Here is a 26,444-nt window from a genome sequence, read left to right on the forward strand (position 1 = left end):
CCTTACTTGACCGCGCCCACGGCGATGCCGCGGGTCAGCGTCCGCTGGAAGACGAGGAAGAAGACGATCGCGGGGAGCACGCCGAGGAGGGCCGCCGCGTTGGTCATGGTCGCGTCCATCAGGCGCTGTCCCTGGAGGACGCCGAGCGCCACCGACACCGTCTGGTTGTCGTTGGAGATCAGCATCACCAGCGGCAGCAGGAACTCGTTCCAGGTCCAGATGAAGAAGAAGACCAGGAGGACGCCGATGGTGGGGCGGCTGACAGGGACCACGATCCGCCACAGCACCTGCCACTTGTTCGCCCCGTCGATCCGGGCCGCCTCGATGATCTCGCGCGGGAACTGCCCGAGGACGGAGGACAGGAGGTACGTGCCGAAGGCCGCCTGGACGACGGTGAACACGATGATCACACTGAGCCGGGTGTCGTAGAGGCCCGCCTGCTTGCACAGGTAGTAGACCGGGTAGACCAGCGCCTCCTGCGGCAGCATGTTCGCCAGCACGAAGAAGGCGAGGACCCAGGTGCGGCCCCTGACGCGGCCGATGCCGATCGCGTACGCGTTCAGGACGGACAGCACGGCGGCGCCGATCGCCACCGAGCCGGAGATCAGGATCGAGTTGACCAGCTTCTGGCCGTAGTCGACGCGCTGCCAGAAGTCCTTGAGTCCGTCGAGGTAGAAGCCGTGCGGCAGGCTGAGGGGGCCGTTCGACGAGTACTCGGCGGGGGACTTGACCGCGTTGATCGCGACGATGGCGAACGGCAGCACCATGAAGAGGGCCGCGACGACCAGGGCGACGAGGACGGGATAGCGGCGTACGGCGGTCATGCGCGGAGTCCTTCCTCGGCGTCCTCGGCGCGGGTCTGGAGCTTCAGGCCGACCAGCGCGAGTCCGAGGATGATCACGGTCAGCACGGTGGAGATCGCCGCGCCGTAGCCGACCTGGGTCTTCTCGAAGAACGTGGTGAAGGAGAAGTAGGACGGCACGTCGGTCGCGCCGCCGGGGCCGCCCTTGGTGAGGACGTACACCGCGCCGAACACCTTGAGCGCGGCGATCGTGCACCAGAGGAGGACGACGTAGATCTCCGGGCGGATCTGCGGCAGCGTGATGTGCCCGAAGCGGCGCCACCAGCCCGCGCCGTCCAGCTCTGCCGCCTCGTACAGCTGCGGGTCGACGCGTTGCAGCCCCGCCATGAAGACGACCAGGGGGAAGCCGAGCTGGACCCACACCATCACGCCCATGACGCTGTAGAGGGCGATGTCCGGGTCGCCGAGCCAGTCCTGCTGGAGGGAGCCGAGGCCCACCGCCCTAAGGAGCGCGTTCAGCGAGCCGTTGTCGGGGGCGAGGATCCAGCTCCAGACGATGCCGGCGACGGCGACGGGCAGGACCTGCGGGAGGTAGAAGCAGGCGCGCAGGACGGCGGCGATCCTGGTGCCGAAGTGCTTGCCGACGAAGTCGAAGAGGGCGGCGGCCAGCACGAGCCCGAGGACCGTCGGTACGGCGGCCATCGCGACGACCATGAACAGGCTGTGCCGGAAGGACGCCCAGAACTCCGAGTCGCCCATCAGCTCCCGGTAGTTGGCGAGCCCCGACCACTTCGGGGAGCCGACGCCCTGCCAGTCGGTGAAGCTCACACCGGTGTTCATCAGGAACGGGACGACGATGACCGTGAGGAAGGCGAGGGCGCCGGGGAGCAGGAAGAGGGCGTAGGAGGAGTGGGGGCGCCGCGGGTGGCCCGTACGGCTGTGATGCCGCCGGACCACCTCGCCGCCCCGTTCGGCGGTGGCCGTCATGTCTTCGGCGCGCCCTTGTCGTACGCCGTCTGCAGCGCGCTCAGATAGGCGTCCGGCTTCTCGCTCCCCGTGATCAGCTTCTGGGTCTCGGAGACGAGGACGTCGTAGAAGCCGGCGACCGGCCAGTCCGGGTAGAAGGCCAGGCCGTCCCTGCCGGAGAGCGTGTTGAAGTCGGCGATCAGGGTCTTGGCCTTCGGGTCGGTGATGGCGGCGGTGTCGGCGCCCACCGGGACCCCGCCCTTGTTGCCGAGCAGGTTCTGGATCTTCCGCGACATGGTGATGTCGATGAAGTCGTAGGCGAGATCCTTGTTCCTCGCGCCCTTGGGGACGACCCAGAGGTTGCCGCCGGAGCCGAGGGTGAGGTCGCTGCCGGGCCACAGGAAGGTGCCCCAGTCGAACTTGTTCTCCGTCTGGAAGCGCCCGTACCACCAGCTGCCGCTGAACAGGATCGGGCTCTTGCCCTGGATGAACGAGACGCCCGCGTCCTCAGCCTTGAGCGAGGTGGACTTCTTGCTGATGTACCCCTTCTTCACCCAGTCGGCGAAGGTGGTGGCGGCGTACGTCCAGGCGGCGTCGTGGAAGTCCGTCTTCCCCTTGTACAGCTCGTACTTGTCGACCCACGAGCGGTCGGCCCTGGAGAGGGCGAGCTGGTACAGGTACTGCTGGGCCACGTATTCGGCGCCCGCGTCGGCCAGCGGAGTGATGCCCTTCGACACGAACGTGTCCATGGCGGCGGTGAGCTGGTCGAGGGTGGTGGGCTGCGCGATGCCGTACTTCTTGAAGAGGTCCTTGTTGTAGAACACCATCGTGTACTCGGCGTAGTTGGGCACCCCGTACCACTTGCCGGAGCCCATGACCCCGTTGGTGTCGTACTGGCTGGTGGTGCGCACCCCCGCGCTGAGCTTCTTGTCCCAGCCGCGCTTGGTCGCCTCGGCGGTCAGATCGGTGAGGAGCCCCTGCTTGGAGAGCAGTCCGGCCGTCGCGTTGCCCTTGTTGTACTCCATGAGGTCGGGCGCGTCGTTCGAGTTCAGGACCATCGGCGCGGTCTTCTGGTTCTGCTCGAAGCCCTTCTCCTCGAACTTCACCTTGACGCCGGGGTGGGTCTTCTCGAACTCCTTGATGGCCTCGTTCCAGGCCACGCCCATGGCACTGTCGGGCCCTTCGTAGTGCCACAGCTTCAGCGTCTTGCCGTCCGGCGAACCGCTGTCCGAGCTGCCGCAGGAGGCCAGCAGCAGGGCGCCCGTCAGGGTCACCGCCGCCGTCGCCACCACACGCCTTCGTGTCGTCGACATCCATTGCCTCCGGGGAGTCGGATGGGGAGGGAAGCCGTCGCTCGACGGCCGTCGAACGTTTCGACGCATCGCGTCGAAGCGCTTCGACGGGGGAAGGTATGTGGGGGTCCCGGGCGCGTCAATGGGGTGCGTCGGAATTGGCGCAGGGGTTCGACCCGCCGGACGGCGCACTCCCTCGAAAAGACGGTGAAGTGCCTCGAAAACGACCTGATGTCAGAGTCGAGAGCGCGAACGCGGTCGCCGCCGCCGCGACCGGCACGACATACCCCGTCGACGAGGAGAAGCGCTCCACCACCCACCCCCCGGCTGCCGAGCCGCAGGCGATCCCGCCGAGCAGACCCGTCACCGCCAGCGTCATGCCCTCGTTCAGGCGGCCCTCGGGTGTGCGCCGCTGGACGAGTGCCATGCCGGTGACCATGGTCGGCGCGGTGGCGGTCCCGGCGAGGAGCAACGCACCCGCCAGCACCGGGAGCGAGCCGGTGAGCGAGGCGGCGAGCAGCGGCAGGGACATCGTGACCGTCATGGCGGCGAGGCCGAGCCGGTGACGCCGTTCGGCGGGGCCCGCCGGTTTCAGGGCTCCGTACAGCAGTCCCGCCGCGCACGAGCCGGCGGCCTGGAGGGCGAGCACCGCGCCCGCGGCCGCCCGGTGCCCGTGGGCGTCCGCGAACGCGATCGTGACGACCTCCATCGAACCGAACACCGCGCCGGTGGCGAGGAAACCGAGCAGGAGCGGAGGCATTCCGGGGGCGAGGACGGGGGACTTGGACCGCGGGTGCCGCTGGGGCGGCGGTTCCGTGGAGCGCTGGGCGGCGAAGACCAGGACGCCGGTCATCAGCAAGGCCCCGGCCACCAGCGTTCCCGCCTCCGGGAAGAGGGCGGTGCACAGGAACGCCGCGCACACCGGGCCGAGCATGAAACACAGCTCGTCCGCGGCCTGTTCGAAGGAGTTCGCGGTGTGCGCGGCATCGGGGTCGCCGCGGAAGAGGTGGGCCCAGCGGGCGCGGGACATGCCGCCCGTGTTGGGTGTGGTGGCGGTGGCGGCGTACGCGGCGAACAGGGTCCAGTCGGGCGCCCCGAAGCGCACGCACAGCAGCAGCGAGAGGCTTCCCAGCAGGGCGAAGGCCGTGGCGGGCACGGCGATCCGGGCCTGACCGTGGCGGTCGACGAGACGCGCGGTCCAGGGGGCGACCAGCGCGGTCGCCGCGAGGCCCGTCGCCGTCACGGCGCCGGCCAGCGCGTAGGAGCCGCGCGACCCGGCGATCATGATGACCGCGCTGACGCTGAACATGCCCATGGGCAGCCGTGCGAGCAGGTTCCCGAGAGTGAAGGCACGGGCACCGGGGACGGCGAAGAGCCGGTGGTAGGGGGTGCGGGGCGGGCGGGGGGTGCGGGTGGGTCGGGGTGCTTTCGGGGGGCGCGGGCGGAGGTCCGGGCCGGCGGGCGCCGGGATGTCGGTGGAGGTGGGGGTGGTGGCTGCGGTGGCGGTGGCGGTGGTGGTGGGTGGTGGCGTGCGTGTCTGCTCGGTGGGCTGTCGTGGCATGGGCCCACCGTCGCCGGGGACGGGGTGAACGGTCCAACACCTGTTCGGCGGCGATTGACGCATCCGCGTTGTAAATTCGCGTGATGCCTGGTCAACGGCCTCCTGCCGCATCCCGCAGCGCGCCTCTCGGCCGCCGTCCCGCCCCTCTTTCCGTGCCCCGCCCCACCGCCCCTCCCGACCCCCGTCTCCTGCGCGCCTTCCTGGCCGTCGCCGAGGAGTCGCACTTCACTCGGGCCGCCGCCCGGCTGTACGTCGCTCAGCAGGCCCTGAGCCGCGACGTCCGGAGGCTGGAGCGGGAGCTCGGCGCGGAGCTGTTCGCGCGGACCACCCGGCGGGTGACGCTGACGGCCGACGGTGAGCGCCTGCTGCCGTACGCGCGGCGCGTGCTGGAGGCGAACGAGGCCCTGCTGTCCGCGTTCGCGGGCAACGGTCAGGACCGGCCGCTGCTGGTCGACGTCAACTCCCCCGGGCTCACCTGCGGACGCGTCCTCGACCGGGCCCGCGCGCTGGCCCCGGACTGCGAGTTGATGGCCCGCTTCGAGAGCGGGCTCACCGGCGCGGCCGAGGAGATCCTCGCCGGACGTCTGGACGCGTCGTTCGGACGGTTCGCGGGCCTCGCTCCCGCGGTCCGGGCCAGGCTCGCGCAGCAGCCCGTGCGGTACGAGCCGATGGCCGTCGTCCTGCCCGAGGATCATCCCCTCGCCGCCCTGGACGCGGTGCCGCTGGACGCGCTGGCGGGCGAGACCGTGTACGCCGGCGCGGGGAATCCCCGGACGCTGGAGTGGACCGACCTGGCGCGTCACCTCTTCGAGGGACGTGGGATCGCGCTGGCGCCCCCCGCGCCGGTGGCCCTCGGAATCGAGGAGTTCCGGCGGATCATGACGAAGAAACGGAATCCCGTACTGGCCGTCGTGGACTTTCCGACGATGTCCGAAACCGTACGCAAACGTTTGATCGAACCTATTCCCCTGTCTCCTGTGTCGCTGGTGTGGCGAAAGGGGCTGGAGCATCCCGGCATCGCTGCTCTACGACGTGCGGCGGCCGAACTCGCGGCAGAGGAAGGCTGGTTGCTACGCCCCGTGGACGGTTGGATTCCGGCCAATGACGCGGACATCATGGCGAGGCAGGATTGACACATAACCACACTGGTCCCTTATGTGCGCTACATTCATCTTCCGGGTTCAGCGTGGTAAAGGGGGCGCTCGGAACGGGTGGGGGCCTGTTTCGAACGGCGAGCGAATAGCGCCCGGACTCGTGCGCGCACCCGAAATCCGTCCCTGGGGGGATGTACGTGCACGTGGAGAAGTGGCGAAAAGAAGCCCAACCTGATCACTCGAACGGTGATCACGCGGACGGTCCGCGTCCTGATCCGTCGGAACGGCGACCAGCCGGCGACGTGGTGCCGGACGGCCCTGATGCCCCTTTTGTCTGGCCCGATGCGGCCGAGGCGACGTCGACCTGGCCGCAGGCCGGAATCGGCTCCAGCGTCCCGCGCGCCGCAGAAGCGGAATCTGAGACCAAGGTCGAACACGATGCCGAAACAGCTCGTGGAGCTGCGGTGGAATGGGGTGCGCCAACGCCGCCGCGAATCGGGACGGAACCCCGATTCGGGACGGAACCCCGATTCGGGACGGAACCCGGGATCGGGACGGAACCCGGAATCGGGGTGGACCGCCGAATAGGTACGGACCGCAGATCCGGTCCGGACCGGAGAATCGGCGTGGGCCGCCCGAGTTGGGCGTTGCGTGCGATGTCCGACGACCGCGCGGTGCATGAGGACCGTGCGATGTCCGAGGACAGCCCGGCATCGGCCGATCGTGCGGTGTCCGAGGACCGTCCGGTGTCGACGGACCGTCCGGTGTCGACGGACCGCCCGGTGTCGACGGACCGTCCGGTGTCGACGGACCGTCCGGCATCGGGGGACCGCCCGGTATCGGGGGACCGTCCGACATCGACGGACCGCGCGATGCCGGTGGACAGCCCGATGCCGGCGGATCGACCTGCGGCGGTGGATCGTTCGGCGGTGGCGGATCAGTCCGCTCGGTCCGCGGCGACAGATCGTCCGGCGTCGGTGAACCGGCCGGTATCGGCGGAGAGCCGGATGGGTTCGGATCGTCCGGTGCCGACGGAGAGCCCGGTGGGTCCGGACTCTCGCGGTGAGGCCGAAGGCCGGGCCGTGGCCGGATGGCCGGCGATGGCGGGCGGCCCGCTCGCGGCCGCGCGCCGGACCGGCCCGGACCGCCCGGCCGACGCGAGCCCGCGGAGCGCGGCCGGCGGCCCGCCCCGGAGCGGCCCCCGTGCCGCCTTCGCCTCCGTCCCCTGGGAGCGGCCCGAAGAGCCGGACCACACCCACGACCCCCACGAGGTGACCGTCCAACTCGACGGCACCGGACGACGGCTGGAGGACCGGCTCGTCGGGGAGACCGAGGGCGTCCCCGGCGCTCCCGACAGTTCGGACGGTCCGGTCTTCGTCGACGAGTCGGGGCGCCGCAGCCGCAGATTCCGCCGGCTCGGCATCCTGGTCGGCATCGCCTGCGCCGTGTACGCCGTGGTCATCGTCGCCACGCTGCTGTCGGGCAGCTCCGACGCGCCCTGGCTGCCGGTGCCGGGCCAGGAGGACGACACGCCGGCCGGGCAGGTGCACACCTCACCGCTGCCCACCGACTCGGTGAAGCCCTCCGACGCGAGCGGCGCCGCACCCGGCGCGGGCGCGGCGGTCGGCGACGGCACCACGCCGGCCGCGGGCGTCGCCCCGAAGCCCGCCGCGTCGGGCAGCGCCGTGCCCTCGTCGGGCGTCTCCGCGCACCCCAAGCCCTCGGCGTCCACCACCACCAAGCCGGAGCCGAGCGCCGGCACCACCAAGGCACCGGTCGTCGAACCGTCCCCGCCGGTGTCCGGCTCGCCCACCCCCACCGTCTCGGCGGACCCCTCCGCGGGCCCCTCACAGAGCCCGCTCGGCGGTGACAGCGGGACCGTCGCCGACGGCCCCCTCGCCCCGCGCCCCTTAGGCACCGCGCCCGGCAGCCCCGGCACCCCGTCCCCGGAGAACCTCGTCTGATGGCTTCCCGTACCAGTGCGCACGGGTCCGCCGCCCGTGCGCGGCACCCGGTTCCCCACGCCCGGCGCCGAAGGCTGCCGATGCGTTTCCTGCTGCCTTCGCTGCTCCTCGTCGCCCTGCTCGCCATGCTGATGCTGCGCGGCTACGTCCACAGCGAGATCCTCGCCGACCACCGCATCCAGCCCGAGGCCGTCACCGACAAGGTGCCCGAGAGGATCCTCGACGGCGGCCCGGTCATCGACACCCGCGGTGGCCGCACGACCAGCCTGAGCGTCCCCGACCACCGGCTCGTCCTCACCTTCGACGACGGTCCGGACCCGAAGTGGACGCCCAAGGTCCTCGACGTCCTCAAGAAGCACCACGCGCACGCCGTCTTCTTCGTCACCGGCACCATGGCCTCGCGCTATCCGGAGCTGGTGCGGCGCATGGTCGAGGAGGGGCACGAGGTCGGCCTCCACACCTTCAACCACCCCGACCTCTCCTACCAGTCGAAGGGACGCATCGACTGGGAGCTGTCCCAGAGCCAGCTGGCCCTGGAGGGCGCGGCGGGCATCCGGACCTCCCTCTTCCGCCCCCCGTACTCCTCCTTCGCCGACGCCATGGACAACAAGTCCTGGCCGGTGACGAAGTACATCGGCACCCGTGGCTACATCACCGTCGTCAACAACACCGACAGCGAGGACTGGCAGAAGCCCGGCGTCGACGAGATCATCCGTCGCGCCACGCCCAAGGGCGGCAAGGGCGCGATCGTCCTCATGCACGACTCCGGCGGTGACCGGCACCAGACGGTGGAGGCGCTCGACAGGTTCCTGCCCCGACTCCAGCGGCGGGGCTACGAGTTCCAGAACCTCACCCAGGCGCTGGACGCCCCCAGCGCGCACACCCCGGTGACCGGCCTCGACCTGTGGAAGGGCAAGGCGTGGATCCACCTGGTGGGGGCCTCCGACGCCGTCACCGACGTCCTGGTCGCCGGTATCGCCGTCGTCGGCGTCCTGGTCTTCACCCGGTTCGGCATGATGCTGGCGCTCTCCGCCGCGCACGCCCGCCGGGTGCGCCGCGACGGCTTCCGCTGGGGACCGGTCCCGGTCACCGAACCGGTGTCGGTGCTCGTGCCGGCGTACAACGAGGCCAAGTGCATCGAGAACACGGTCCGTTCGCTCATGGCGAGCGAGCACCCCGTCGAGGTGGTGGTCGTCGACGACGGTTCGAGCGACGGGACGGCCCGGATCGTCGAGGACCTGCGGCTGCCGAACGTCCGTGTCGTGCGCCAGCTCAACGCGGGCAAGCCCGCGGCCCTCAACCGGGGTGTGGCCAACGCCCGGCACGACATCGTCGTGATGATGGACGGCGACACCGTCTTCGAACCGGCCACCGTCGGTGAACTGGTGCAGCCCTTCGCGGACCCGGGCGTCGGCGCCGTCGCCGGCAACGCGAAGGTCGGCAACCGCGACTCCCTCATCGGTGCCTGGCAGCACATCGAGTACGTGATGGGCTTCAACCTCGACCGCCGGATGTACGACATCCTGCGCTGCATGCCGACCATCCCCGGCGCGGTCGGCGCCTTCCGCCGCTCCGCCCTGGACCGGGTCGGCGGCATGAGCGACGACACGCTCGCCGAGGACACCGACATCACGATGGCCCTGCACCGCGACGGCTGGCGGGTGGTGTACGCGGAGAAGGCGCGCGCGTGGACCGAGGCCCCGGAGTCCGTGCAGCAGCTCTGGTCCCAGCGCTACCGCTGGTCGTACGGCACGATGCAGGCGATCTGGAAGCACCGCGGGGCCGTCGTGGAGAAGGGACCCTCGGGCCGCTTCGGACGGGTGGGCCTGCCGCTGGTGTCGCTGTTCATGGTGCTGGCCCCGCTGCTCGCCCCGCTGATCGACGTCTTCCTGCTCTACGGCGTGGTGTTCGGGCCGACACAGAAGACGATCATCGCGTGGCTCGGTGTCCTCGCCGTCCAGGCGGTCTGCGCGGCGTACGCCTTCCGTCTGGACCGCGAACGCATGACCCACCTCATATCGCTCCCGCTCCAGCAGATCCTCTACCGGCAGTTGATGTACATGGTCCTGATCCAGTCCTGGATCACCGCCCTCACCGGAGGCCGGCTGCGCTGGCAGAAACTCCGGCGTACGGGCGTGGTGGAGGCGCCGGGGGCGATCCCGCGGCAGCGGACGGCCCGGAGCGGGAAGGACCGGAGGCCGGTCGCATGACGACGCACGAGTACACGGCGGGTGCGACCCCGCCCCTGGGCGCCCCGCAGATCAGTACCGGACCGGCGGAGGTGTCCGCGCCGGCGCCCGCGGCGCCCGCCGGGAAGCCGGGCCGTGACCGCTACCTCGATCTGCTGCGCTCGATCGCCCTGGTCCGGGTGGTCGTCTACCACCTCTTCGGCTGGGCGTGGCTGTCGATCCTGTTCCCCTCCATGGGCGTGATGTTCGCGCTGGCGGGCTCGCTGATGGCCCGCTCGCTCGAACGCCCGGCCCTGGGGGTGATCCGGGGGCGCGTGCGTCGTCTGCTGCCCCCGCTCTGGGCCTTCAGCGCGGTCGTACTGGCCCTGATGTTCGCGGGCGGCTGGAACCCCGCGCACGACCCGGACACCGGCGGCGGCGTCCAGGGAGTCGCCGACGTCCTCAACTACATCCTCCCGGTCGGCGCCCCGCCGTATCCCGCGCACGCCGGCTCCGATTCGGGTCTGCTGGACTCGACCTGGGCGGAACAGGCGGCGGGCCCGCTCTGGTACCTGCGCGCCTACCTGTGGTTCGTGGTCGCGTCCCCGCTTCTGCTGTGGGCGTTCCGCCGCGTTCCCCGGACGACCCTGCTGGCTCCGCTCGCGCTCACGGCGGTGGTCGGCACCGGGCTGGTCATCCTCCCGGGCGAGACGGGCAACGCCGTCACCGACTTCGCGGTCTACGGCGGCTGCTGGGTCCTCGGGTTCGCCCACCACGAGGGGATGCTGGTGAAGGTCCCCCGCTACCTCGCGATCTCGTGCTCGACGATGATGATGGCCTTCGCCCTGTGGTGGGCCTCGGGGCATCCGGGCTCCGAGGGCTGGGACCTGAACGACATCCCGCTGGCCGACGCGCTGTGGTCCTTCGGCTTCGTGGTGATCCTGCTCCAGTACAGCCCGTCCTGGAAGGAACTGCCGGGCCGCCTGGCCAGGTGGGACAAGCTGGTGACGCTGTCCAACAACCGCGCGGTCACCATCTATCTGTGGCACAACATGCTGATCATGGCCACGGTCCCGATCCTCGACCAGATGTACGACCTCCCCTTCATGGACAGCGACCGTGCGACGGGGGCCCTGGACGCGACGTACACGCTGTGGACGTTCGTCCTGGTGTGGCCTCTGACAGCCCTGGCCGTCCTGGCCTTCGGCTGGATCGAGGACATCGCGGCGAAGCGCAGCCCGCGGCTGTGGCCGAACGGAGCGAAGCCGAGGGGCGGCGCCTCACGGGGCAACCACCGGATCGCGCCCCAGTCCCCGCCCCAGTCCCCGCCCCGGTCATCGCCAGGGTCACCCGCACGGGGCAGCCGCCGGGCCTAGACCCGGGCGGGTGGCGACGGTACGCCGGGGATTCCTCACCGTCGCCCCCGCTCTGTGGTGAGAGCAACGTTCCGCTCCGGTCACTCGCGGCCACAGCCCGGAAACGCGTCCTCCCTACCTTCGGGACTCAGCAGGTCGTCGGCCGACGCCTGGGCACCGCACCGGAGAACCGTGGAGGCGTCATGACAGCCCCGAGCACAGTCCCCGCCCGGAACAGGGGAGGCCGGTGGATCGAGGAGTGGGATCCGGAGGACGAGACCTTCTGGAACGAGACGGGGGCGAAGGTGGCCCGGCGCAACCTGCTCCTGTCCGTGCTCTCCGAGCACATCGGCTTCTCGGTCTGGACCCTGTGGTCGGTCATGGTGCTCTTCATGGGGCCCGAGTACGGGCTCACCCCCGCCGACAAGTTCCTGCTCACGTCGATGGTGACGCTGGTCGGGGCCCTGGTGCGGGTGCCCTACACCTTCGCGGTGGCGGTCTTCGGCGGCAGGAACTGGACGATCGTCTCGGCCTGCCTGCTGCTCGTGCCGACCGTCGCCGCGTTCGTGGTGATGGAACCGGGCACCTCGTTCTCCACCTTCCTGCTGGTCGGCTTGCTCGCCGGCATCGGCGGCGGCAACTTCGCCTCCAGCATGACCAACATCAACGCGTTCTTCCCGCTGCGCCGCAAGGGCTGGGCGCTCGGTCTCAACGCGGGCGGCGGCAACATCGGCGTGCCCGTCATCCAGCTCGTGGCGCTCGCGATCATCGGCGCCGGCGGCGGGCCCCGCGTGCTGATCGGCGTCTACATCCCGCTCGTCCTCGTCGCCGCCGTGCTGGCCGCCGTCTTCATGGACAACATCGCGTCCGTGCGCAACGACACCGGCGCCGCCAAGGACGCCGCGAGGGACGCGCACACCTGGATCATGGCCTTCCTCTACATCGGCACCTTCGGGTCGTTCATCGGCTACGGCTTCGCCTTCGGGCAGGTGCTGCAGAACGAGTTCGGCCGTACGCCCCTGCAGGCGGCGTACGTCACCTTCGTCGGCCCGCTGCTCGGCTCGCTGATCCGGCCCGTCGGCGGACGGCTCGCCGACCGGTACGGCGGGGCGCGGATCACGCTGTGGAACTTCGTCGCCATGGCAGGCGCGACCGGGGCCGTCGTGGCCGCGTCGGTCCAGCGGTCGTTGCCGCTGTTCACGGTCGCGTTCATCGCGCTGTTCGTGCTCACCGGGCTCGGCAACGGCTCGACGTACAAGATGATCCCCGGGATCTTCCGGGCCAAGGCGGTCGCCCGGGGCCTGCGCGGGGAGGAGGCCGCCTCCTACGGGCGGCGGCTGTCGGGGGCCTCCATGGGACTCATCGGCGCGGTGGGCGCGCTCGGCGGCGTCGGCATCAACCTCGCCCTGCGGCAGTCCTTCCTCACCTACGGCTCCGGCACCGGCGCGTTCGTGGCCTTCCTCGCCTTCTACGGGCTGTGCTTCGCGGTCACCTGGGCCGTATACCTTCGCGGGCCCGCACCCCGGACCCGGACCGTCGCAGCCGCGGAGGCGAAGCCGCGGCTCGACTACGCCGAGGTCTGACGTAACACGGGTGACATCACGGGGAACCGGGCCTGTCACGGGGCGTTGACAGGCTCGGTCGGCCGCAAGCGCACGACGACTCCAGCGTGAGACGAGACCCATGTACGAGGAACCGCAGCGACCCGCCCCGCAGGACCACGGCCCCCTCTCGGGGTTCACCGTGGGCGTGACGGCCGCACGCCGGGCCGACGAGCTCGGCGCGCTGCTCCAGCGGCGCGGCGCCTGTGTCCAGCACGCCCCCGCCCTGCGTATCGTGCCGCTCGCCGACGACGGCGAACTGCTCGCCGCCACCGGGGAACTGATCGACCGGGCCCCGGACATCGCGGTGGCCACGACCGCCATCGGCTTCCGCGGCTGGATCGAGGCCGCCGACGGATGGGGACTCGGCGAGGCCCTGCTCGGACGGCTGCGCGAGGTCGAGGTCCTCGCGCGCGGTCCCAAGGTCAAGGGCGCGATACGGGCCCAGGGACTGACCGAGGAGTGGTCGCCGTCCTCCGAGTCCATGGCGGAGGTGCTCGACCGGCTCCTGGCCCAGGGCGTGGAGGGCCGCCGGATCGCCGTACAGCTGCACGGTGAACCGCTGCCCGGGTTCGTGGAGTCGCTGCGGGCGGCGGGCGCCGAGGTGGTGCCCGTGCCGGTGTACCGGTGGATGCCCCCGGAGGACATCGGACCCGTCGACCGGCTGCTGGACGCCACCGTCACCCGGGGCCTGGACGCGCTCACCTTCACCAGCGCGCCCGCCGCCGCCTCCCTGCTGTCCCGCGCCGAGGCCCGCGGCCTGCTCCCCGACCTGCTCGCCGCCCTCCACCACGACGTGCTGCCCGCCTGCGTCGGCCCGGTCACCGCGCTTCCGCTCCAGGCCCACGGCGTCGCGACGGTCCAGCCCGAGCGCTTCCGGCTCGGCCCCCTCGTCCAACTGCTCTGCCAGGAACTCCCGGGCCGCGCCCGCACGCTGCCGATCGCCGGACACCGGGTGGAGATCCGCGGGCACGCGGTGCTGGTCGGCCGCGCGCTGCGTCCCGTACCGCCCGCCGGGATGTCGCTGCTGCGGGCCCTGTCGAGGCGGCCGGGCTGGGTGGTGGCGAGGTCCGAGCTGCTGCGGGCGCTGCCGGGCGCCGGCCGGGACGAGCACGCCGTCGAGACGGCCATGGCCCGGCTGCGCACCGCGCTGGGCGCTCCCGGCCTCATCCAGACCGTGGTCAAGCGCGGCTACCGGCTGGCCCTCGACCCGGCCGCCGACGCCAAGTACGCGGACGGGTAGGCCTCGCGGTGGAGGAACAGGGCACGCGCGAGGCAGGCCAGGGCGCACGTCGACAGCAGGGCCCGTACGACGTTCCAGGTGACCCAGGCGTCCTCGAAGCGCTCGCGCACGGCGGCCGGGTCGGCGATCCGCGCCGGGTCGCCCGCGTCCGCCAGCCGGTCGTTGAGCGGGACGTTCACGACGGCGGTGACGAGGAGGGCCAGCACGCAGGCGGCCAGGGCGACCCACACCCACCGGCGGTGGGGGCATCCGCGCAACTGCCGGGCGGAGACGGCCGTGAGGACCGGTGCGCCCAGGAAGCTCAGGAAGAACACCGGGTTCTGGATCACGTCGTTGATGTTCACCATGACCTCGATGAAGACGCGGTCGTCGCTGCGCGCCAGCGCCGGCATGACGTCGCAGGCGAAGATGTAGAAGACCCCGGCGACCAGACCCGTCGCGACCGTGGCCGCGCCCAGGACACCTGCGGCGGCCGACGGCCGCCGCCTGCTGTTGTCTGTCATGACTCCGAGTCAACCGGCGTGGCCGGAAAGGGGACATGGCCGAGGCGCGCGGTCGCATAAGCGGACGTCCACGCGGCGGCCCGCGCCGCGGCCCCCGCGCGTGTCCACGGCCTGTGCGGTACCGGGTCTTCCGGCGGCGCGCGCGGGCATGCACTGTAGGGGTTACCCCCACGGCGGTAACCCCAAGGCGGTGAAAGGCACATGGCGTCGGGCATGGCCACGGCCTCGTACGAGTTGCGGTTCGACTCCGGGCGGATCTGCCTGGACCTCCTGGCGACCACCCACCCGGAGGAACGGCTCGACGCGGTGGACCGGTTGCGGGTCTGGATCACCCGGTCCGGTCTCGTCCCGGCGGGCACACCGCTGTCCGCGGCCGATCCCTCCTGGCTCGTGGGCTTTCGCGAACTACGCGGCCAAGTGGCCCGGTTGGTCCGCGGGGAACTGGACGGCCGGCCCGCCGAGACGGCGCTCGCCCGGGTCAACGCGCTCGCCCTCGCGGCCCCGCCCGCCCCCGCGGCCGTACGCACCGAGGACGGCTCGCTGCGGCGCGCGCTGCACGAGCCGCCCGGCTGTCCCGGCCTGCTCGCCGTGATCGCCCGTGACGCCCTCGAACTGCTCACCGATCCGGCGGCGCGCGCGAGCCTGCGACAATGCGCGGGTGACAACTGCCCGATCGTCTATCTCGACACCTCCCGAGGCAGGCGCCGACGATGGTGCTCGAGCGAGGTGTGCGGCAACCGGGAGCGCGTGGCCCGGCACCGGCGACGGGCCGCCCTCGCCCGCGCGTGAATCCGCCCCCCGAAGCCCTCTTTCCCACCCCTACGTGATCTTCCGATCGCGCGGCGTGGTCATGGAGAGATCTTCACAACTCCCCCAGGAAATATGCGCCGTCCCTTTGAACACCGGCCCGACCCCGCACGTACCCCGTCATGAGCGACCGACTGGGGGAACCCCCGGACACCGGAGGTAGGCGTGCGCAAGGATTCGGCCGTGGCTGATGATGAACGAAGGTCAAGGGCCCGACATCGCATGAATCCGTCCGCGTCGGCTTCGTCGAACAGCGAACCCGACGAGGATCTGATGCGTGCGCTGTACCGGGAGCACGCGGGTCCCTTGCTCGCATACGTGCTGCGGCTGGTCGCCGGAGACCGGCAGCGCGCCGAGGACGTCGTACAGGAAACACTCATCCGTGCCTGGAAGAACGCCGGTCAGCTCAATCGGGCGACCGGTTCGGTACGACCCTGGCTGGTGACGGTCGCCCGGCGCATCGTCATCGACGGCCACCGCAGCCGGCAGGCCCGGCCGCAGGAGGTGGACCCGGCACCGCTGGAGGTCATCCCCGCGGAGGACGAGATCGACAAGGCGTTGTGGCTGATGACACTGTCGGACGCGCTGGACGACCTGACCCCTGCTCACAGGGAGGTTCTGGTCGAAACGTACTTCAAAGGGCGTACGGTCAATGAGGCGGCCGAGACGCTCGGCATACCCAGCGGCACCGTCCGTTCCCGGGTGTTCTACGCCCTGCGGTCGATGAAGCTGGCGCTGGAGGAGCGGGGGGTGACGGCGTGAACGCATACGGGGGATACGGAACGGGCGGTCCAGGAGCCATGCAGGGACCACGGGGACAGCAGAACCCCGGTGACAACATCCACGAGACCGTCGGCGCCTACGCCCTCGGCATCCTCGACGACGCGGAGGCCACGGCCTTCGAGGCCCACCTCGCCACCTGCGAGTGGTGCGGCCAGCAGCTCGACGAGCTCGCCGGGATGGAGCCGATGCTCGCCGCGCTCGCGGATCTGCCCGCCGCGCAGGGTACCCCGGCCATCGGCGAGTCGCTGTCCGCCCGCCCGAGCCCACGGCTCGCGGAACGGCTGGTCGACGAGGTCTCGCAACGGCGTGCCGTCAAGCGCCGGCGCGGAATGTACCTGGTGGCCGCGGCGGCCGCGCTGATCATCGGCGGTCCGCTGACCGTGATGGCGGTGAGCGGCGGCGACGGCGGCACGAAGACGCCCGCCGCGATGGCCACCAGTCCGGCCAAGGCGGCGTTCCAGACGATGACCGACAAGGTCACGGCCACGGACCCGAAGACCAGCGTCAAAGCGACCGTCGCGGTGGAGCCGAAGGACTGGGGCACCCACGCGGTCCTCCAGCTCTCGAACGTCAAGGGACCGCTGAAGTGCTCCCTGATCGCCGTCGGCAAGAACGGCGAGCGCGAGACGGTCACCTCCTGGTCGGTCCCCGACTGGGGCTACGGCATCCCGGGCGCCACGACCGAACAGGCGAAGAACCCCCTGTACGTGCACGGCGGAGCGGCCTTCAAGCCGAACCAGATCGACCACTTCGAGGTCATGACCTTCGACGGCAAGCAGCTCGTACAGGTGAAGGCGTGACCCCCGCCAGGGCGCGCACGTAGCCTCACGGGGTCCCCTTCGCGTACGGTTGACGGCTGCCCAGCACGTCAGAAGGGGGCCCGGTGGCCGCTCAGGCTCAGCAGGAAACCGCGCTCGGCCCGGTCCACGGTTCCGTGCCGGAGGAGTCCGTCAAGGACGACTCCGTACGGGAGCGGGAGATCGGGATCGAGCAGCAACATCTGGACCGGGTGTACCGGCGCCTCGAGGAGAAGATCCACGAGGCGGAGTTCCTCATGAACGACGCCGCCCAGCGCGGCCAGGTCGGTACACCGGGAGCGCTCGCGGAGCGTGACGCCCAGGTGTTCCGGGCGGGAATCCACCTCAACCGCCTCAACAACGAGTTCGAGGACTTCCTCTTCGGCCGGATCGACCTCCTGCCAGGGAAGGACGGCAAGAAGGGGCCGGACGGCGCCTACACGGCCGTCGAACCGGCCGAGGGCGCGGTCCGCGAGGACGAGACCGGCCGGCACGCCTCCATCGCCGAGACGCTCCACATCGGCCGCATCGGGGTGCTGGACGCGGACTACGCGCCGCTCGTCATCGACTGGCGGGCGCCCGCCGCGGCTCCCTTCTACCGTTCGACGCCGGTCGACCCGGGCCGGGTGGTCCGGCGCCGGGTGATCCGTTCCAAGGGCCGCAGGGTCCTCGGGGTCGAGGACGACCTGATGCGGCCGGAGCTCCAGGCCACCCTGGACGGCCGGACGCTCCCGGTGGTCGGCGACGGCGCCCTCATGGCCGCCCTCGGCCAGGCCCGCAGCCACACCATGCGGGACATCGTGGCGTCCATCCAGGCGGAACAGGACCTGGTGATCCGGGCCCCCGCCGCCTCCGTGACGTACGTGGAGGGCGGACCGGGCACCGGCAAGACAGCCGTCGCCCTGCACCGCGCCGCCTACCTCCTCTACCAGGACCGCCGCCGGTACGCGGGCGGCATCCTGATCGTCTCCCCGACCCCGCTCCTGGTCGCCTACACCGAGGGCGTGCTGCCCTCCCTCGGCGAGGAGGGCCAGGTTGCCATCCGCGCCATCGGCTCCCTCGTCGACGACGCGGAGGCCACCCTGTACGACTCGCCGGCCGTCGCCCGCGCCAAGGGCTCCTACCGCATGCTCAAGGTGCTCCGGAAGGCGGCGCGCGGGGCGCTGGAGGCGCCCGGCGGCTTCCGGCAGGGCTCCGGCCCGCGCCGGCCCGAGCGGGGCTCCGGCCGGGGCCCCGCGGGCTCCGCGGAGCAGCTCGCCTTCGGCGCGGACACCCCCGAGACCCCCGCCGGACCGCCCGTCCGGCTGCGGGTCGTCGCCTTCGGGCGGCGCCTGGAGCTGGAGGCCGCCGAGCTGGACCGGGTCAAGCAGAGCGCGCTGAGCGGGACCGCCCCGGTGAACCTGCTGCGCCCGCGCGCCCGCAAGCTGCTGCTGGACGCGCTGTGGGCGCAGTCCGGCGCCGGTACCCGGCACTCGGACCCCGAGCTGGCCGCGGAGCTGCGCTCGTCGTTCGACGAGGACGTCGCCTCCGAGGACAGTTTCATCGCGTTCCTGGACGCGTGGTGGCCGGAGCTGACCCCGCGCGGTGTGCTGGCGGCGATGGCCGACGAGCGGCGGCTCGGACGGTGGGCGCGGCGCATCCTGAACCCGGGCGAGGTCCGCCGGGTGGCACGCTCGCTCAAGCGGGACGGTCTGTCCGTGCACGACGTGGCGATGCTGGACGAGCTCCAGGCGATCCTCGGCGCGCCCGCCCGGCCCAGGAAACGGCGTGACCTGGACCCGCTGGACCAGCTCACCGGTCTCGACGAGCTGATGCCCGTGCGCGAGGAGTCGCAGCGCGAGCGGGCCGAGCGGCTGGCCCAGGAGCGGACCGAGTACGCGCACGTCATCCTCGACGAGGCGCAGGACATCACGCCCATGCAGTGGCGGATGGTGGGCAGACGCGGGCGGCACGCCACCTGGACCGTCGTCGGCGACCCCGCCCAGTCCTCCTGGTCCGACCCGGACGAGGCCGCACAGGCCCGTGACGAGGCGCTGGGCAGCCGTCCCCGGCGCCGTTTCACCCTGACCGTGAACTACCGCAACCCGGCCGAGATCGCCGAGCTGGCCGCGAAGGTCCTGGCGCTCGCCATGCCGGGGTCCGAGTCCCCGTCGGCGGTCCGTTCCACCGGCGTGGCACCGCGCTTCGCCGTCGTGAAGGACACGCTCGCGCAGACCGTGCGCGCCGAGGCCGCGCACCTCCTGGACCGGGTGGACGGCACCGTGGGCGTCGTCGTGGCCATGAACCGGCGCGAGGAGGCCGCCCGCTGGCTCGCCGGTCTGGGCGACCGTGTGGTGGCGCTGGGCAGCCTGGAGGCGAAGGGGCTGGAGTACGACGCGACGGTGGTCGTCTCGCCGGCGGAGATCGCCGACGAGTCGCCGGCGGGCCTGCGTGTCCTGTACGTCGCGCTGACCCGGGCCACGCAGCAGCTGACCATCGTCTCCGGTGAGCGGGACGAGCCGGACGGCGACGGGGTGCCGGACCTGCTGCGGGACTGAGGCAGACCCTCCCTCGGGCGCCGGGGCGCCCGAGGGAGGTACGGCGAGAGGCCCACGTCACGGGGTGACGTGGGCCTCTCGCTGCGTTCACGACACCGACCCGCCATGCTCGCCTCGCGGCAAGTGGTCGCTCGTAGCGACGAAGGTTGGGCCCGGGGGCTTGGATCGGGCCGGTGTCACGTCCACGGTAACAAAGGATCCCCGCAAGGCAATTCCCGTCCCGAAAGTTCATTTTCGCGGCGCGTGCTCCTTCCCGGTCCGTCCTTCCACCGTCAGGCAGGTTCTCGTACGGTGGAATCCGTTTTCCGAAAAGTTCCCGCCCTCGCGAACAAAACGTTCGCAACCCGGGGCGGCTACCACGTACTCCGCGGTAGGTGCGACGATCGGACGGCATACCCGCGACACGGCAGTACACGGTTAAAGCAGAGGAAGTCGGCCATGGCAACGGCGCCCAGCGTCTCCTACTCGATGACGGTCCGGCTGGAGGTGCCCGCGAGCGGAACCGCGGTCTCCCAGCTCACCACGGCCGTCGAGTCCCACGGAGGCTCGGTGACCGGCCTCGACGTGACCGCCTCCGGTCACGAGAAGCTCAGGATCGACGTCACCATCGCGGCGACCTCCACCTCGCACGCCGACGAGATCGTGGAGCAGCTGCGCCACATCGAGGGCGTCACCCTCGGCAAGGTCTCGGACCGTACGTTCCTCATGCACCTCGGCGGCAAGATCGAGATGCAGTCCAAGCACCCGATCCGCAACCGTGACGACCTCTCGATGATCTACACGCCGGGCGTGGCCCGGGTGTGCATGGCCATCGCCGAGAACCCCGAGGACGCCCGCCGACTCACCATCAAGCGCAACTCCGTTGCGGTCGTGACGGACGGCTCGGCCGTGCTGGGCCTGGGCAACATCGGTCCGAAGGCCGCGCTGCCGGTCATGGAGGGCAAGGCGGCCCTCTTCAAGCGCTTCGCCGGCATCGACGCCTGGCCGCTGTGCCTGGACACCCAGGACACCGACGCGATCGTCGAGATCGTCAAGGCCATCGCCCCCGGATTCGCGGGCATCAACCTGGAGGACATCTCCGCGCCGCGCTGCTTCGAGATCGAGGCCCGGCTGCGCGAGGCCCTCGACATCCCCGTCTTCCACGACGACCAGCACGGCACCGCGATCGTCGTCCTGGCCGCCCTGACGAACGCGCTGCGTGTGGCGGGCAAGGCGATCGGTGACATCCGCGTCGTCATGTCCGGCGCGGGCGCGGCCGGCACGGCCATCCTCAAGCTGCTGATCGCCGCGGGCGTCAAGAACGCGGTCGTCGCCGACATCCACGGCGTGGTGCACGCCGACCGCGCGGACCTGGTCGACGCGGCGCACGGTTCGGCCCTGCGCTGGATCGCCGACAACACCAACCCCGAGGGCCTCGCGGGCACGTTGAAGGAGGCCGTGCGCGGCGCCGACGTCTTCATCGGCGTCTCGGCCCCGAACGTGCTGGACGGCGACGACGTGGCCGCCATGGCCGAGGACGCCATCGTGTTCGCGCTCGCGAACCCCGACCCCGAGGTCGACCCGGCAATCGCCCGCCAGACGGCGGCAGTTGTCGCCACCGGCCGTTCCGACTTCCCCAACCAGATCAACAACGTGCTGGTCTTCCCGGGCGTCTTCCGCGGCCTGCTGGACGCTCAGTCGCGCACGGTCAACACGGAGATGATGCTCGCCGCCGCGGCGGCCCTCGCGGGCGTGGTGACCGAGGACGAGCTGAACCCGAACTACATCATCCCCAGCGTCTTCAACGACAAGGTCGCGGGCGCGGTCGCCGGAGCGGTGCGCAACGCCGCGAAGGCGGCGGGGGCGTCGGCCGCCGAGTAGACCCCGGCGCGCCGGTCCGGGGGCGCGCCGGACGCGTGGACCGCCGGGGCGGGACACGCCCGGGCGCACACCGGCTGTGACGATCGCCACGGCCGGTCCGGCACCGGCGCGTCGTGGAACGCGGGGCCCGCGGGCGCCCTCTAGGGTGGCGGCCAGGCTCAGGCCTTCGCAGGCCCTGCGATCCGCTGCCGGGAGCGGACGGAGCGTCACCACACTGAGGCAGTGGCGCTTTTCGTGTGACTCCCAAGGGTGTTCGTGTGACTCCCAGGGGTGCCGGATTGGCTTTCCCGCCGCAGGTGGGGGCAGGATGCGTCTTCGGGCGCGAGGGTCTGGCTACGGACCCGGGTCCGGGGACCGACCGAGGACCCTGGCAGCATCGGCTTCGCCGCATCCGACATGCGGCTCCGCCGCGTGGCACGCCTCAACGGCAAGAAGAACACGGGAGTAACAACATGAACCGCAGTGAGCTGGTGGCCGCGCTGGCCGACCGCGCCGAGGTGACCCGCAAGGACGCCGACGCCGTTCTGGCCGCGTTCGCCGAGACCGTCGGCGAGATCGTCTCCAAGGGCGACGAGAAGGTCACCATCCCCGGCTTCCTGACCTTCGAGCGCACCCACCGTGCCGCTCGCACCGCGCGCAACCCGCAGACCGGCGACCCGATCCAGATCCCGGCCGGCTACAGCGTGAAGGTCTCCGCGGGCAGCAAGCTCAAGGAAGCGGCCAAGGGCAAGTAGGTTCCTGCGTGTGCCACGGGACGGCGCACGAGGTCCGGTAACGCCAATGGGGCGGCCCCCTTCACCGGGGGCCGCCCCATCGTCGTACCCGCGATCCGGCGGGCCGCGCGCGTCCGGCCTTCTCCGGCCGGACGTGCGCGCCGGTGTCTAGTCGAGCGCCCTGCCCGGCAGCTCCACCTTGGCGCCGAGTTCCACGAGCTTGTCCATGAAGTTCTCGTAGCCGCGGTTGATGAGGTCGATGCCGTGGACCCGGGAGGTGCCCTGGGCCGCCAGAGCGGCGATCAGGTACGAGAAGCCGCCGCGCAGGTCGGGGATGACCAGGTCGGCGCCCTGGAGCTTGGTCGGGCCCGAAACGACCGCGGAGTGCAGGAAGTTGCGCTGCCCGAAGCGGCAGTTCGAGCCGCCCAGGCACTCGCGGTAGAGCTGGATGTGCGCGCCCATCTGGTTGAGCGCGGAGGTGAAGCCGAGGCGGGACTCGTAGACCGTCTCGTGGATGATCGACAGGCCGGTGGCCTGCGTCAGGGCGACGACCAGCGGCTGCTGCCAGTCGGTCTGGAAGCCCGGGTGGACGTCGGTCTCCAGCGCGATCGACTTGAGCTGGCTGCCGGGGTGCCAGAAGCGGATGCCCTCGTCGTCGATCTCGAACGCGCCGCCCACCTTGCGGTAGGTGTTGAGGAACGTCATCATCGAGCGCTGCTGGGCGCCCCGGACGTAGATGTTGCCTTCCGTCGCCAGCGCCGCGGACGCCCAGGAGGCGGCCTCCAGACGGTCCGGCAGGGCCGCGTGGGTGTAGCCGCCGAGCGAGTCCACACCGGTGATGCGGATCGTCCGGTCGGTGTCCATGGCGATGATCGCGCCCATCTTCTGCAGTACGCAGATGAGGTCCTCGATCTCCGGCTCCACGGCCGCGTTCGCGAGCTCCGTGACGCCCTCCGCCAGGACGGCGGTCAGCAGCACCTGTTCGGTGGCGCCCACCGACGGGTACGGCAGCTTGATCTTGGTGCCGCGCAGGCGCTGCGGGGCCTCCAGGTACTGGCCGTCCTCGCGCTTCTCGATCTTCGCGCCGAACTGCCGCAGCACCTCGAAGTGGAAGTCGATGGGGCGGCCACCGATGTCGCAGCCGCCGAGGCCGGGAATGAAGGCGTGGCCCAGGCGGTGCAGCAGCGGGCCGCAGAAGAGGATCGGGATCCGGGACGATCCCGCGTGCGCGTCGATGTCCGCGACGTTCGCGCTCTCGACGTGCGAGGGGTCGAGCACCAGTTCGCCCGGCTCCTCGCCCGGGCGCACCGTCACGCCGTGCAGCTGGAGCAGTCCGCGCACGACACGCACGTCGCGGATGTCGGGGACGTTCCGCAGTCGGCTCGGCGCGCTGCCCAGCAGGGCGGCGACCATGGCCTTCGGCACGAGGTTCTTCGCACCGCGGACACGGATCTCGCCCTCGAGCGGGGTTCCGCCGTGGACAATCAGTACATCGTCAGAGCCGTTGACGGTCATGTGTCTCGCGATCCGAAGAGTTGGGCAGGGGTGCGCATCGGCAGGCCTGTTGGGCGGGAGCCGAACAGCAAGGGTAATCGCCGCCCACCCCCCTTCCGTAAGCCCGAGTACCACCCAGGATCGTCATGGCTTTGCCACAACACGAACCGTTTCGTATCGGGCACACCGGGTCACCGGAGCCCCTGTGCGCGGGGGGCGCTTCTCTGCGCCCTGAGCTGCATTCACTCGGTTACGGGTATTGGGTCCCCCTGTGCGGGGAAGATGCGGGATCATGTCTGGCATGACCGAGGTGTCCTCGCTCACAGGGCGGCTGCTCGTGGCCACGCCCGCCCTGGCGGACCCGAACTTCGATCGCGCGGTGGTGCTGCTCCTCGACCACGACGAGGAGGGCTCGCTCGGTGTCGTCCTCAACCGTCCGACCCCGGTGGGCGTCAGCGACATCCTGGAGGCCTGGGCGGACCTGGCCGGCGAGCCCGGTGTCGTCTTCCAGGGCGGCCCGGTGTCGCTGGACTCGGCGCTGGGCGTCGCGGTGATCCCGGGCGGCCTGTCGTCCGAGGAGCGCGCACCGCTCGGCTGGCGGCGTGTGCACGGCGCGATCGGCCTGGTCGACCTGGAGGCCCCGCCCGAACTGCTCGCCTCGGCCCTCGGCTCCCTGCGGATCTTCGCCGGGTACGCGGGCTGGGGCCCCGGCCAGCTGGAGGACGAACTGGTCGAGGGCGCCTGGTACGTGGTCGAGTCCGAACCCGGAGACGTCTCGTCCCCCTCCCCGGAACGCCTGTGGCGCGAGGTGCTGCGCCGCCAGCGCAACGAGCTGGCGATGGTGGCGACGTACCCGGACGACCCCTCCCTCAACTGACGGCCGGGCTCCCTGCCCCCCTTCCGGCCCCTCGTCCGGTCCCGGGCGGGGGTTCCCGACGGGTCGGGGGCCCCGAACGCGCGGTCGCTCCCCGCACGGCTGTCCATCTGTGACGCGGGCCCGTCGCTGTAGTGGCGCGTCGTTGATTACCCTTGCTCCCATGAGCACTCTTGAGCCTGAGACCCAGCCCCAGCGCGGCACTGGGACGGGGACCCTCGTGGAGCCGACGCCGCAGGTGTCGCACGGCGACGGGGACCACGAGCGCTTCGCCCACTACGTCCAGAAGGACAAGATCATGGCGAGCGCCCTCGACGGCACGCCCGTCGTGGCCCTCTGCGGCAAGGTGTGGGTCCCGGGCCGCGACCCGAAGAAGTACCCCGTGTGTCCCATGTGCAAGGAGATCTACGAGTCCATGGGCGCCGGTGGCGACAAGGACAAGGGCGGCGACAAGAAGTAGCGTCCCCGCGCCCTCGTGGCGCGGCTCGCCCGCGTGGAGCGAGCAGGACCGCGGCATCCCGGTGCGGGGTGCCGCGGTCCTGTCGTGCGCGCGTTGCGTGGAGTGCGTCCTGTGGTCACAGAGTGGTGGAGACCTCTTGTGGGCATGTTCATGTACTCCATAGCCTCCGGTGTGTTGTGCAGAGCAAAACCCCCATTGCGCATGTTGCAACGCACCCCCACCGGAGGACGCTCGATGAAGCTCCCGCTGAATCTCTCGTTGAACCTCTCCGTCCGAACGGCCGCCGCCGCTACGGCACTCGCGGTCGGCGCCCTCACCGCCACCGCCTGTGCCCCCCAGAGCTCCGGCAACTCCGCCTCCGGGAAGGACGAGAAGACCGGCACGCTGCGCGTCTGGCTCTTCCAGGAGGTCGGCAACGCGCCGAAGGAGAAGGTCGTCGACGCCGCCGTCGACACCTTCGAGAAGGCCCACAAGGGCGCCAGGGTCACCATCGAGTACATCCCCGTGGAGACCCGCGCCCAGCGCGTGAAGGCCGCCTTCAACGACCCGAAGAGCGCCCCGGACGTCATCGAGTACGGCAACACGGACACCGCCGGATACGTCAAGGACGGTGGACTCGCCGACGTCACCGGGGAGTTCGCGGACTGGAGCGATTCCAAGGACACCGACCCGACGGCCAGGCAGTCGGTGACGGTGGACGGGAAGATCTACGGCGCCCCCTTCTTCGTCGGCGTCCGCGCCCTTTACTACCGCACCGACATCTTCAGGGATCTCGGCATCCGAGTTCCGCGGACCCAGGACGAGTTGGTCGCCGCGGCCCGGCAGATCCGGGCGGCGAAGCCGGACCTGTACGGACTCGCGGTCGGCGGTGCCTACACCTACGGCGCGATGCCGTTCGTCTGGTCCCGGGGCGGTGAACTCGCCGAGGGCAAGGGCGGTTCCTACGCGGCGGCCATCGACGGCGCCGCCGCCCAGAAGGGCATCAAGACGTACACCTCGCTCTTCGGGGACGACAACTGTCCGGCCGCCAAGTGCGCGGGCATGACCGGCAACGACACGGTCACCGCGTTCGCCTCGGGCAAGGCGGGCATGGCCATCGGCGGCGACTTCAGCCACGCCGCGATCGAGGCAGGGAAGGTCAAGGGCAAGTACGCCGTCGTACCGCTGCCGGGGCTGAAGGCCGGCCGGATCGCCCCGGCGTTCGCGGGTGGCAACAACCTGGGCGTCCTGAAGAGCACCTCGCACCGCACCCTCGCGGTCGGCCTGATGGAGGAGCTGGCGGGCAAGAGGACGCAGGCCGCGCTCTTCGATGCCATGGGGTTCCTGCCCACGTACACCGACGTACGCGACGACGTGGCCAGGAAGCAGCCGTTCGTCGCGCCCTTCGTGAAGACGCTCGCCGCGGGTGCCAGGTTCGTGCCCGCGTCGCCGGCCTGGTCGCAGATCGACGCCTCGCTCGTCCTGCCGACCATGTTCCAGGAGGTCATCAGCGGCAAGAAGGACGTGCAGGCGGCCTCGAAGGACGCGGCGAAGAAGATGAACGACGCGTTCAGCTCCGCGGGCTGAGCGG

The 26,444-nt window shown here is 71.1% G+C and carries 21 protein-coding genes; 15 read left to right on the forward strand and 6 right to left on the reverse strand.

What is annotated here, in order from left to right:
* Positions 1-2: 2 nt before the first annotated feature.
* From GFH48_RS24405 to GFH48_RS24420, 4 genes are all read right to left on the reverse strand, one after another.
* Positions 3-824: a carbohydrate ABC transporter permease gene (locus tag GFH48_RS24405; protein WP_153290293.1), complete on the reverse strand. Its 822-nt coding sequence runs from the start codon at positions 822-824 to the stop codon at positions 3-5.
* The gene (locus GFH48_RS24410) at positions 821-1,789 is read right to left on the reverse strand and encodes a carbohydrate ABC transporter permease (RefSeq protein WP_153290294.1); all 969 of its coding nucleotides are present in this window, start codon (positions 1,787-1,789) and stop codon (positions 821-823) included. Before GFH48_RS24410 ends, GFH48_RS24405 begins: the two co-directional genes overlap by 4 nt.
* Positions 1,786-3,081 carry an ABC transporter substrate-binding protein gene (locus GFH48_RS24415; protein WP_153290295.1) on the reverse strand — a complete coding sequence of 432 codons (1,296 nt, stop codon included), beginning with the start codon at positions 3,079-3,081 and terminating at the stop codon, positions 1,786-1,788. Before GFH48_RS24415 ends, GFH48_RS24410 begins: the two co-directional genes overlap by 4 nt.
* Before the next feature lie 118 nt (positions 3,082-3,199).
* The gene (locus GFH48_RS24420) at positions 3,200-4,621 is read right to left on the reverse strand and encodes an MFS transporter (protein ID WP_228120910.1); all 1,422 of its coding nucleotides are present in this window, start codon (positions 4,619-4,621) and stop codon (positions 3,200-3,202) included.
* A gap of 152 nt (positions 4,622-4,773) precedes the next feature.
* On the opposite strand from GFH48_RS24420, the gene GFH48_RS24425 reads away from it, so the two are divergent.
* From GFH48_RS24425 to GFH48_RS24450, 6 genes are all read left to right on the forward strand, one after another.
* Positions 4,774-5,754, forward strand: coding sequence for a LysR family transcriptional regulator (locus GFH48_RS24425; protein WP_194280661.1), 981 nt, complete (start codon positions 4,774-4,776; stop codon positions 5,752-5,754).
* Between the two features lie 1,004 nt (positions 5,755-6,758).
* Complete coding sequence (locus GFH48_RS24430; protein ID WP_228120912.1) at positions 6,759-7,679, forward strand: hypothetical protein; 921 nt, start codon at positions 6,759-6,761, stop codon at positions 7,677-7,679.
* The gene (locus tag GFH48_RS24435) at positions 7,679-9,889 is read left to right on the forward strand and encodes a glycosyltransferase (RefSeq protein WP_153290297.1); all 2,211 of its coding nucleotides are present in this window, start codon (positions 7,679-7,681) and stop codon (positions 9,887-9,889) included. The genes GFH48_RS24430 and GFH48_RS24435 overlap by 1 nt, the downstream gene beginning before the upstream one ends.
* Positions 9,886-11,223 carry an acyltransferase family protein gene (locus tag GFH48_RS24440; protein WP_153290298.1) on the forward strand — a complete coding sequence of 446 codons (1,338 nt, stop codon included), beginning with the start codon at positions 9,886-9,888 and terminating at the stop codon, positions 11,221-11,223. The genes GFH48_RS24435 and GFH48_RS24440 overlap by 4 nt, the downstream gene beginning before the upstream one ends.
* A 182-nt stretch (positions 11,224-11,405) precedes the next feature.
* Positions 11,406-12,785: a nitrate/nitrite transporter gene (locus GFH48_RS24445; protein WP_153290299.1), complete on the forward strand. Its 1,380-nt coding sequence runs from the start codon at positions 11,406-11,408 to the stop codon at positions 12,783-12,785.
* 100 nt (positions 12,786-12,885) lie between these two features.
* Positions 12,886-14,046 carry a uroporphyrinogen-III synthase gene (locus tag GFH48_RS24450; RefSeq protein WP_153290300.1) on the forward strand — a complete coding sequence of 387 codons (1,161 nt, stop codon included), beginning with the start codon at positions 12,886-12,888 and terminating at the stop codon, positions 14,044-14,046.
* Here GFH48_RS24450 and GFH48_RS24455 read toward each other — a convergent pair.
* Entirely contained in the window at positions 13,995-14,549 is a 555-nt protein-coding gene (locus GFH48_RS24455; RefSeq protein ID WP_153290301.1) for an anthrone oxygenase family protein, read from the reverse strand. The two genes, GFH48_RS24450 and GFH48_RS24455, sit on opposite strands and share 52 nt — an antisense overlap.
* Before the next feature lie 201 nt (positions 14,550-14,750).
* Here GFH48_RS24455 and GFH48_RS24460 point away from each other — a divergent pair, with 201 nt between their 5' ends.
* The 6 genes from GFH48_RS24460 (at position 14,751) to GFH48_RS24485 (ending at position 22,067) form a co-directional block, all read left to right on the forward strand.
* Positions 14,751-15,338, forward strand: coding sequence for a CGNR zinc finger domain-containing protein (locus tag GFH48_RS24460; protein ID WP_153290302.1), 588 nt, complete (start codon positions 14,751-14,753; stop codon positions 15,336-15,338).
* Positions 15,339-15,521: 183 nt separating this feature from the next.
* Positions 15,522-16,118: a sigma-70 family RNA polymerase sigma factor gene (locus GFH48_RS24465; protein ID WP_153290303.1), complete on the forward strand. Its 597-nt coding sequence runs from the start codon at positions 15,522-15,524 to the stop codon at positions 16,116-16,118.
* Positions 16,119-16,156: 38 nt separating this feature from the next.
* Positions 16,157-16,939 carry a zf-HC2 domain-containing protein gene (locus GFH48_RS24470; RefSeq protein WP_153290304.1) on the forward strand — a complete coding sequence of 261 codons (783 nt, stop codon included), beginning with the start codon at positions 16,157-16,159 and terminating at the stop codon, positions 16,937-16,939.
* An 83-nt stretch (positions 16,940-17,022) separates the two neighbouring features.
* A complete protein-coding gene (locus GFH48_RS24475) occupies positions 17,023-19,473 on the forward strand; it encodes a HelD family protein (RefSeq protein ID WP_153290305.1) in 2,451 nt (816 codons plus the stop codon).
* 438 nt (positions 19,474-19,911) lie between these two features.
* Positions 19,912-21,333: an NAD-dependent malic enzyme gene (locus GFH48_RS24480; protein ID WP_153290306.1), complete on the forward strand. Its 1,422-nt coding sequence runs from the start codon at positions 19,912-19,914 to the stop codon at positions 21,331-21,333.
* A gap of 452 nt (positions 21,334-21,785) precedes the next feature.
* Positions 21,786-22,067, forward strand: a complete 282-nt coding sequence (locus GFH48_RS24485) for an HU family DNA-binding protein (RefSeq protein WP_148008648.1) — start codon at positions 21,786-21,788, stop codon at positions 22,065-22,067.
* 147 nt (positions 22,068-22,214) lie between these two features.
* Here GFH48_RS24485 and murA read toward each other — a convergent pair whose 3' ends face one another.
* Entirely contained in the window at positions 22,215-23,561 is a 1,347-nt protein-coding gene (gene murA / locus GFH48_RS24490) for a UDP-N-acetylglucosamine 1-carboxyvinyltransferase (protein ID WP_153290307.1), read from the reverse strand.
* A gap of 280 nt (positions 23,562-23,841) precedes the next feature.
* Here murA and GFH48_RS24495 point away from each other — a divergent pair, with 280 nt between their 5' ends.
* The 3 genes from GFH48_RS24495 to GFH48_RS24505 all read left to right on the forward strand — a co-directional run bounded on the left by GFH48_RS24495 (position 23,842) and on the right by GFH48_RS24505 (position 26,440).
* The gene (locus GFH48_RS24495; protein ID WP_153290308.1) at positions 23,842-24,417 is read left to right on the forward strand and encodes a YqgE/AlgH family protein; all 576 of its coding nucleotides are present in this window, start codon (positions 23,842-23,844) and stop codon (positions 24,415-24,417) included.
* 160 nt (positions 24,418-24,577) lie between these two features.
* Positions 24,578-24,874 (forward strand): DUF3039 domain-containing protein, encoded by a 297-nt coding sequence (locus GFH48_RS24500; RefSeq protein ID WP_010986534.1) that lies wholly within the window; start codon positions 24,578-24,580, stop codon positions 24,872-24,874.
* A gap of 234 nt (positions 24,875-25,108) precedes the next feature.
* A complete protein-coding gene (locus tag GFH48_RS24505) occupies positions 25,109-26,440 on the forward strand; it encodes an extracellular solute-binding protein (protein ID WP_194280662.1) in 1,332 nt (443 codons plus the stop codon).
* The last annotated feature ends 4 nt before the right edge of the window (positions 26,441-26,444 follow it).

Origin of the sequence: Streptomyces fagopyri (genome assembly GCF_009498275.1) — a bacterium.
GTDB lineage: Bacteria > Actinomycetota > Actinomycetes > Streptomycetales > Streptomycetaceae > Streptomyces > Streptomyces fagopyri.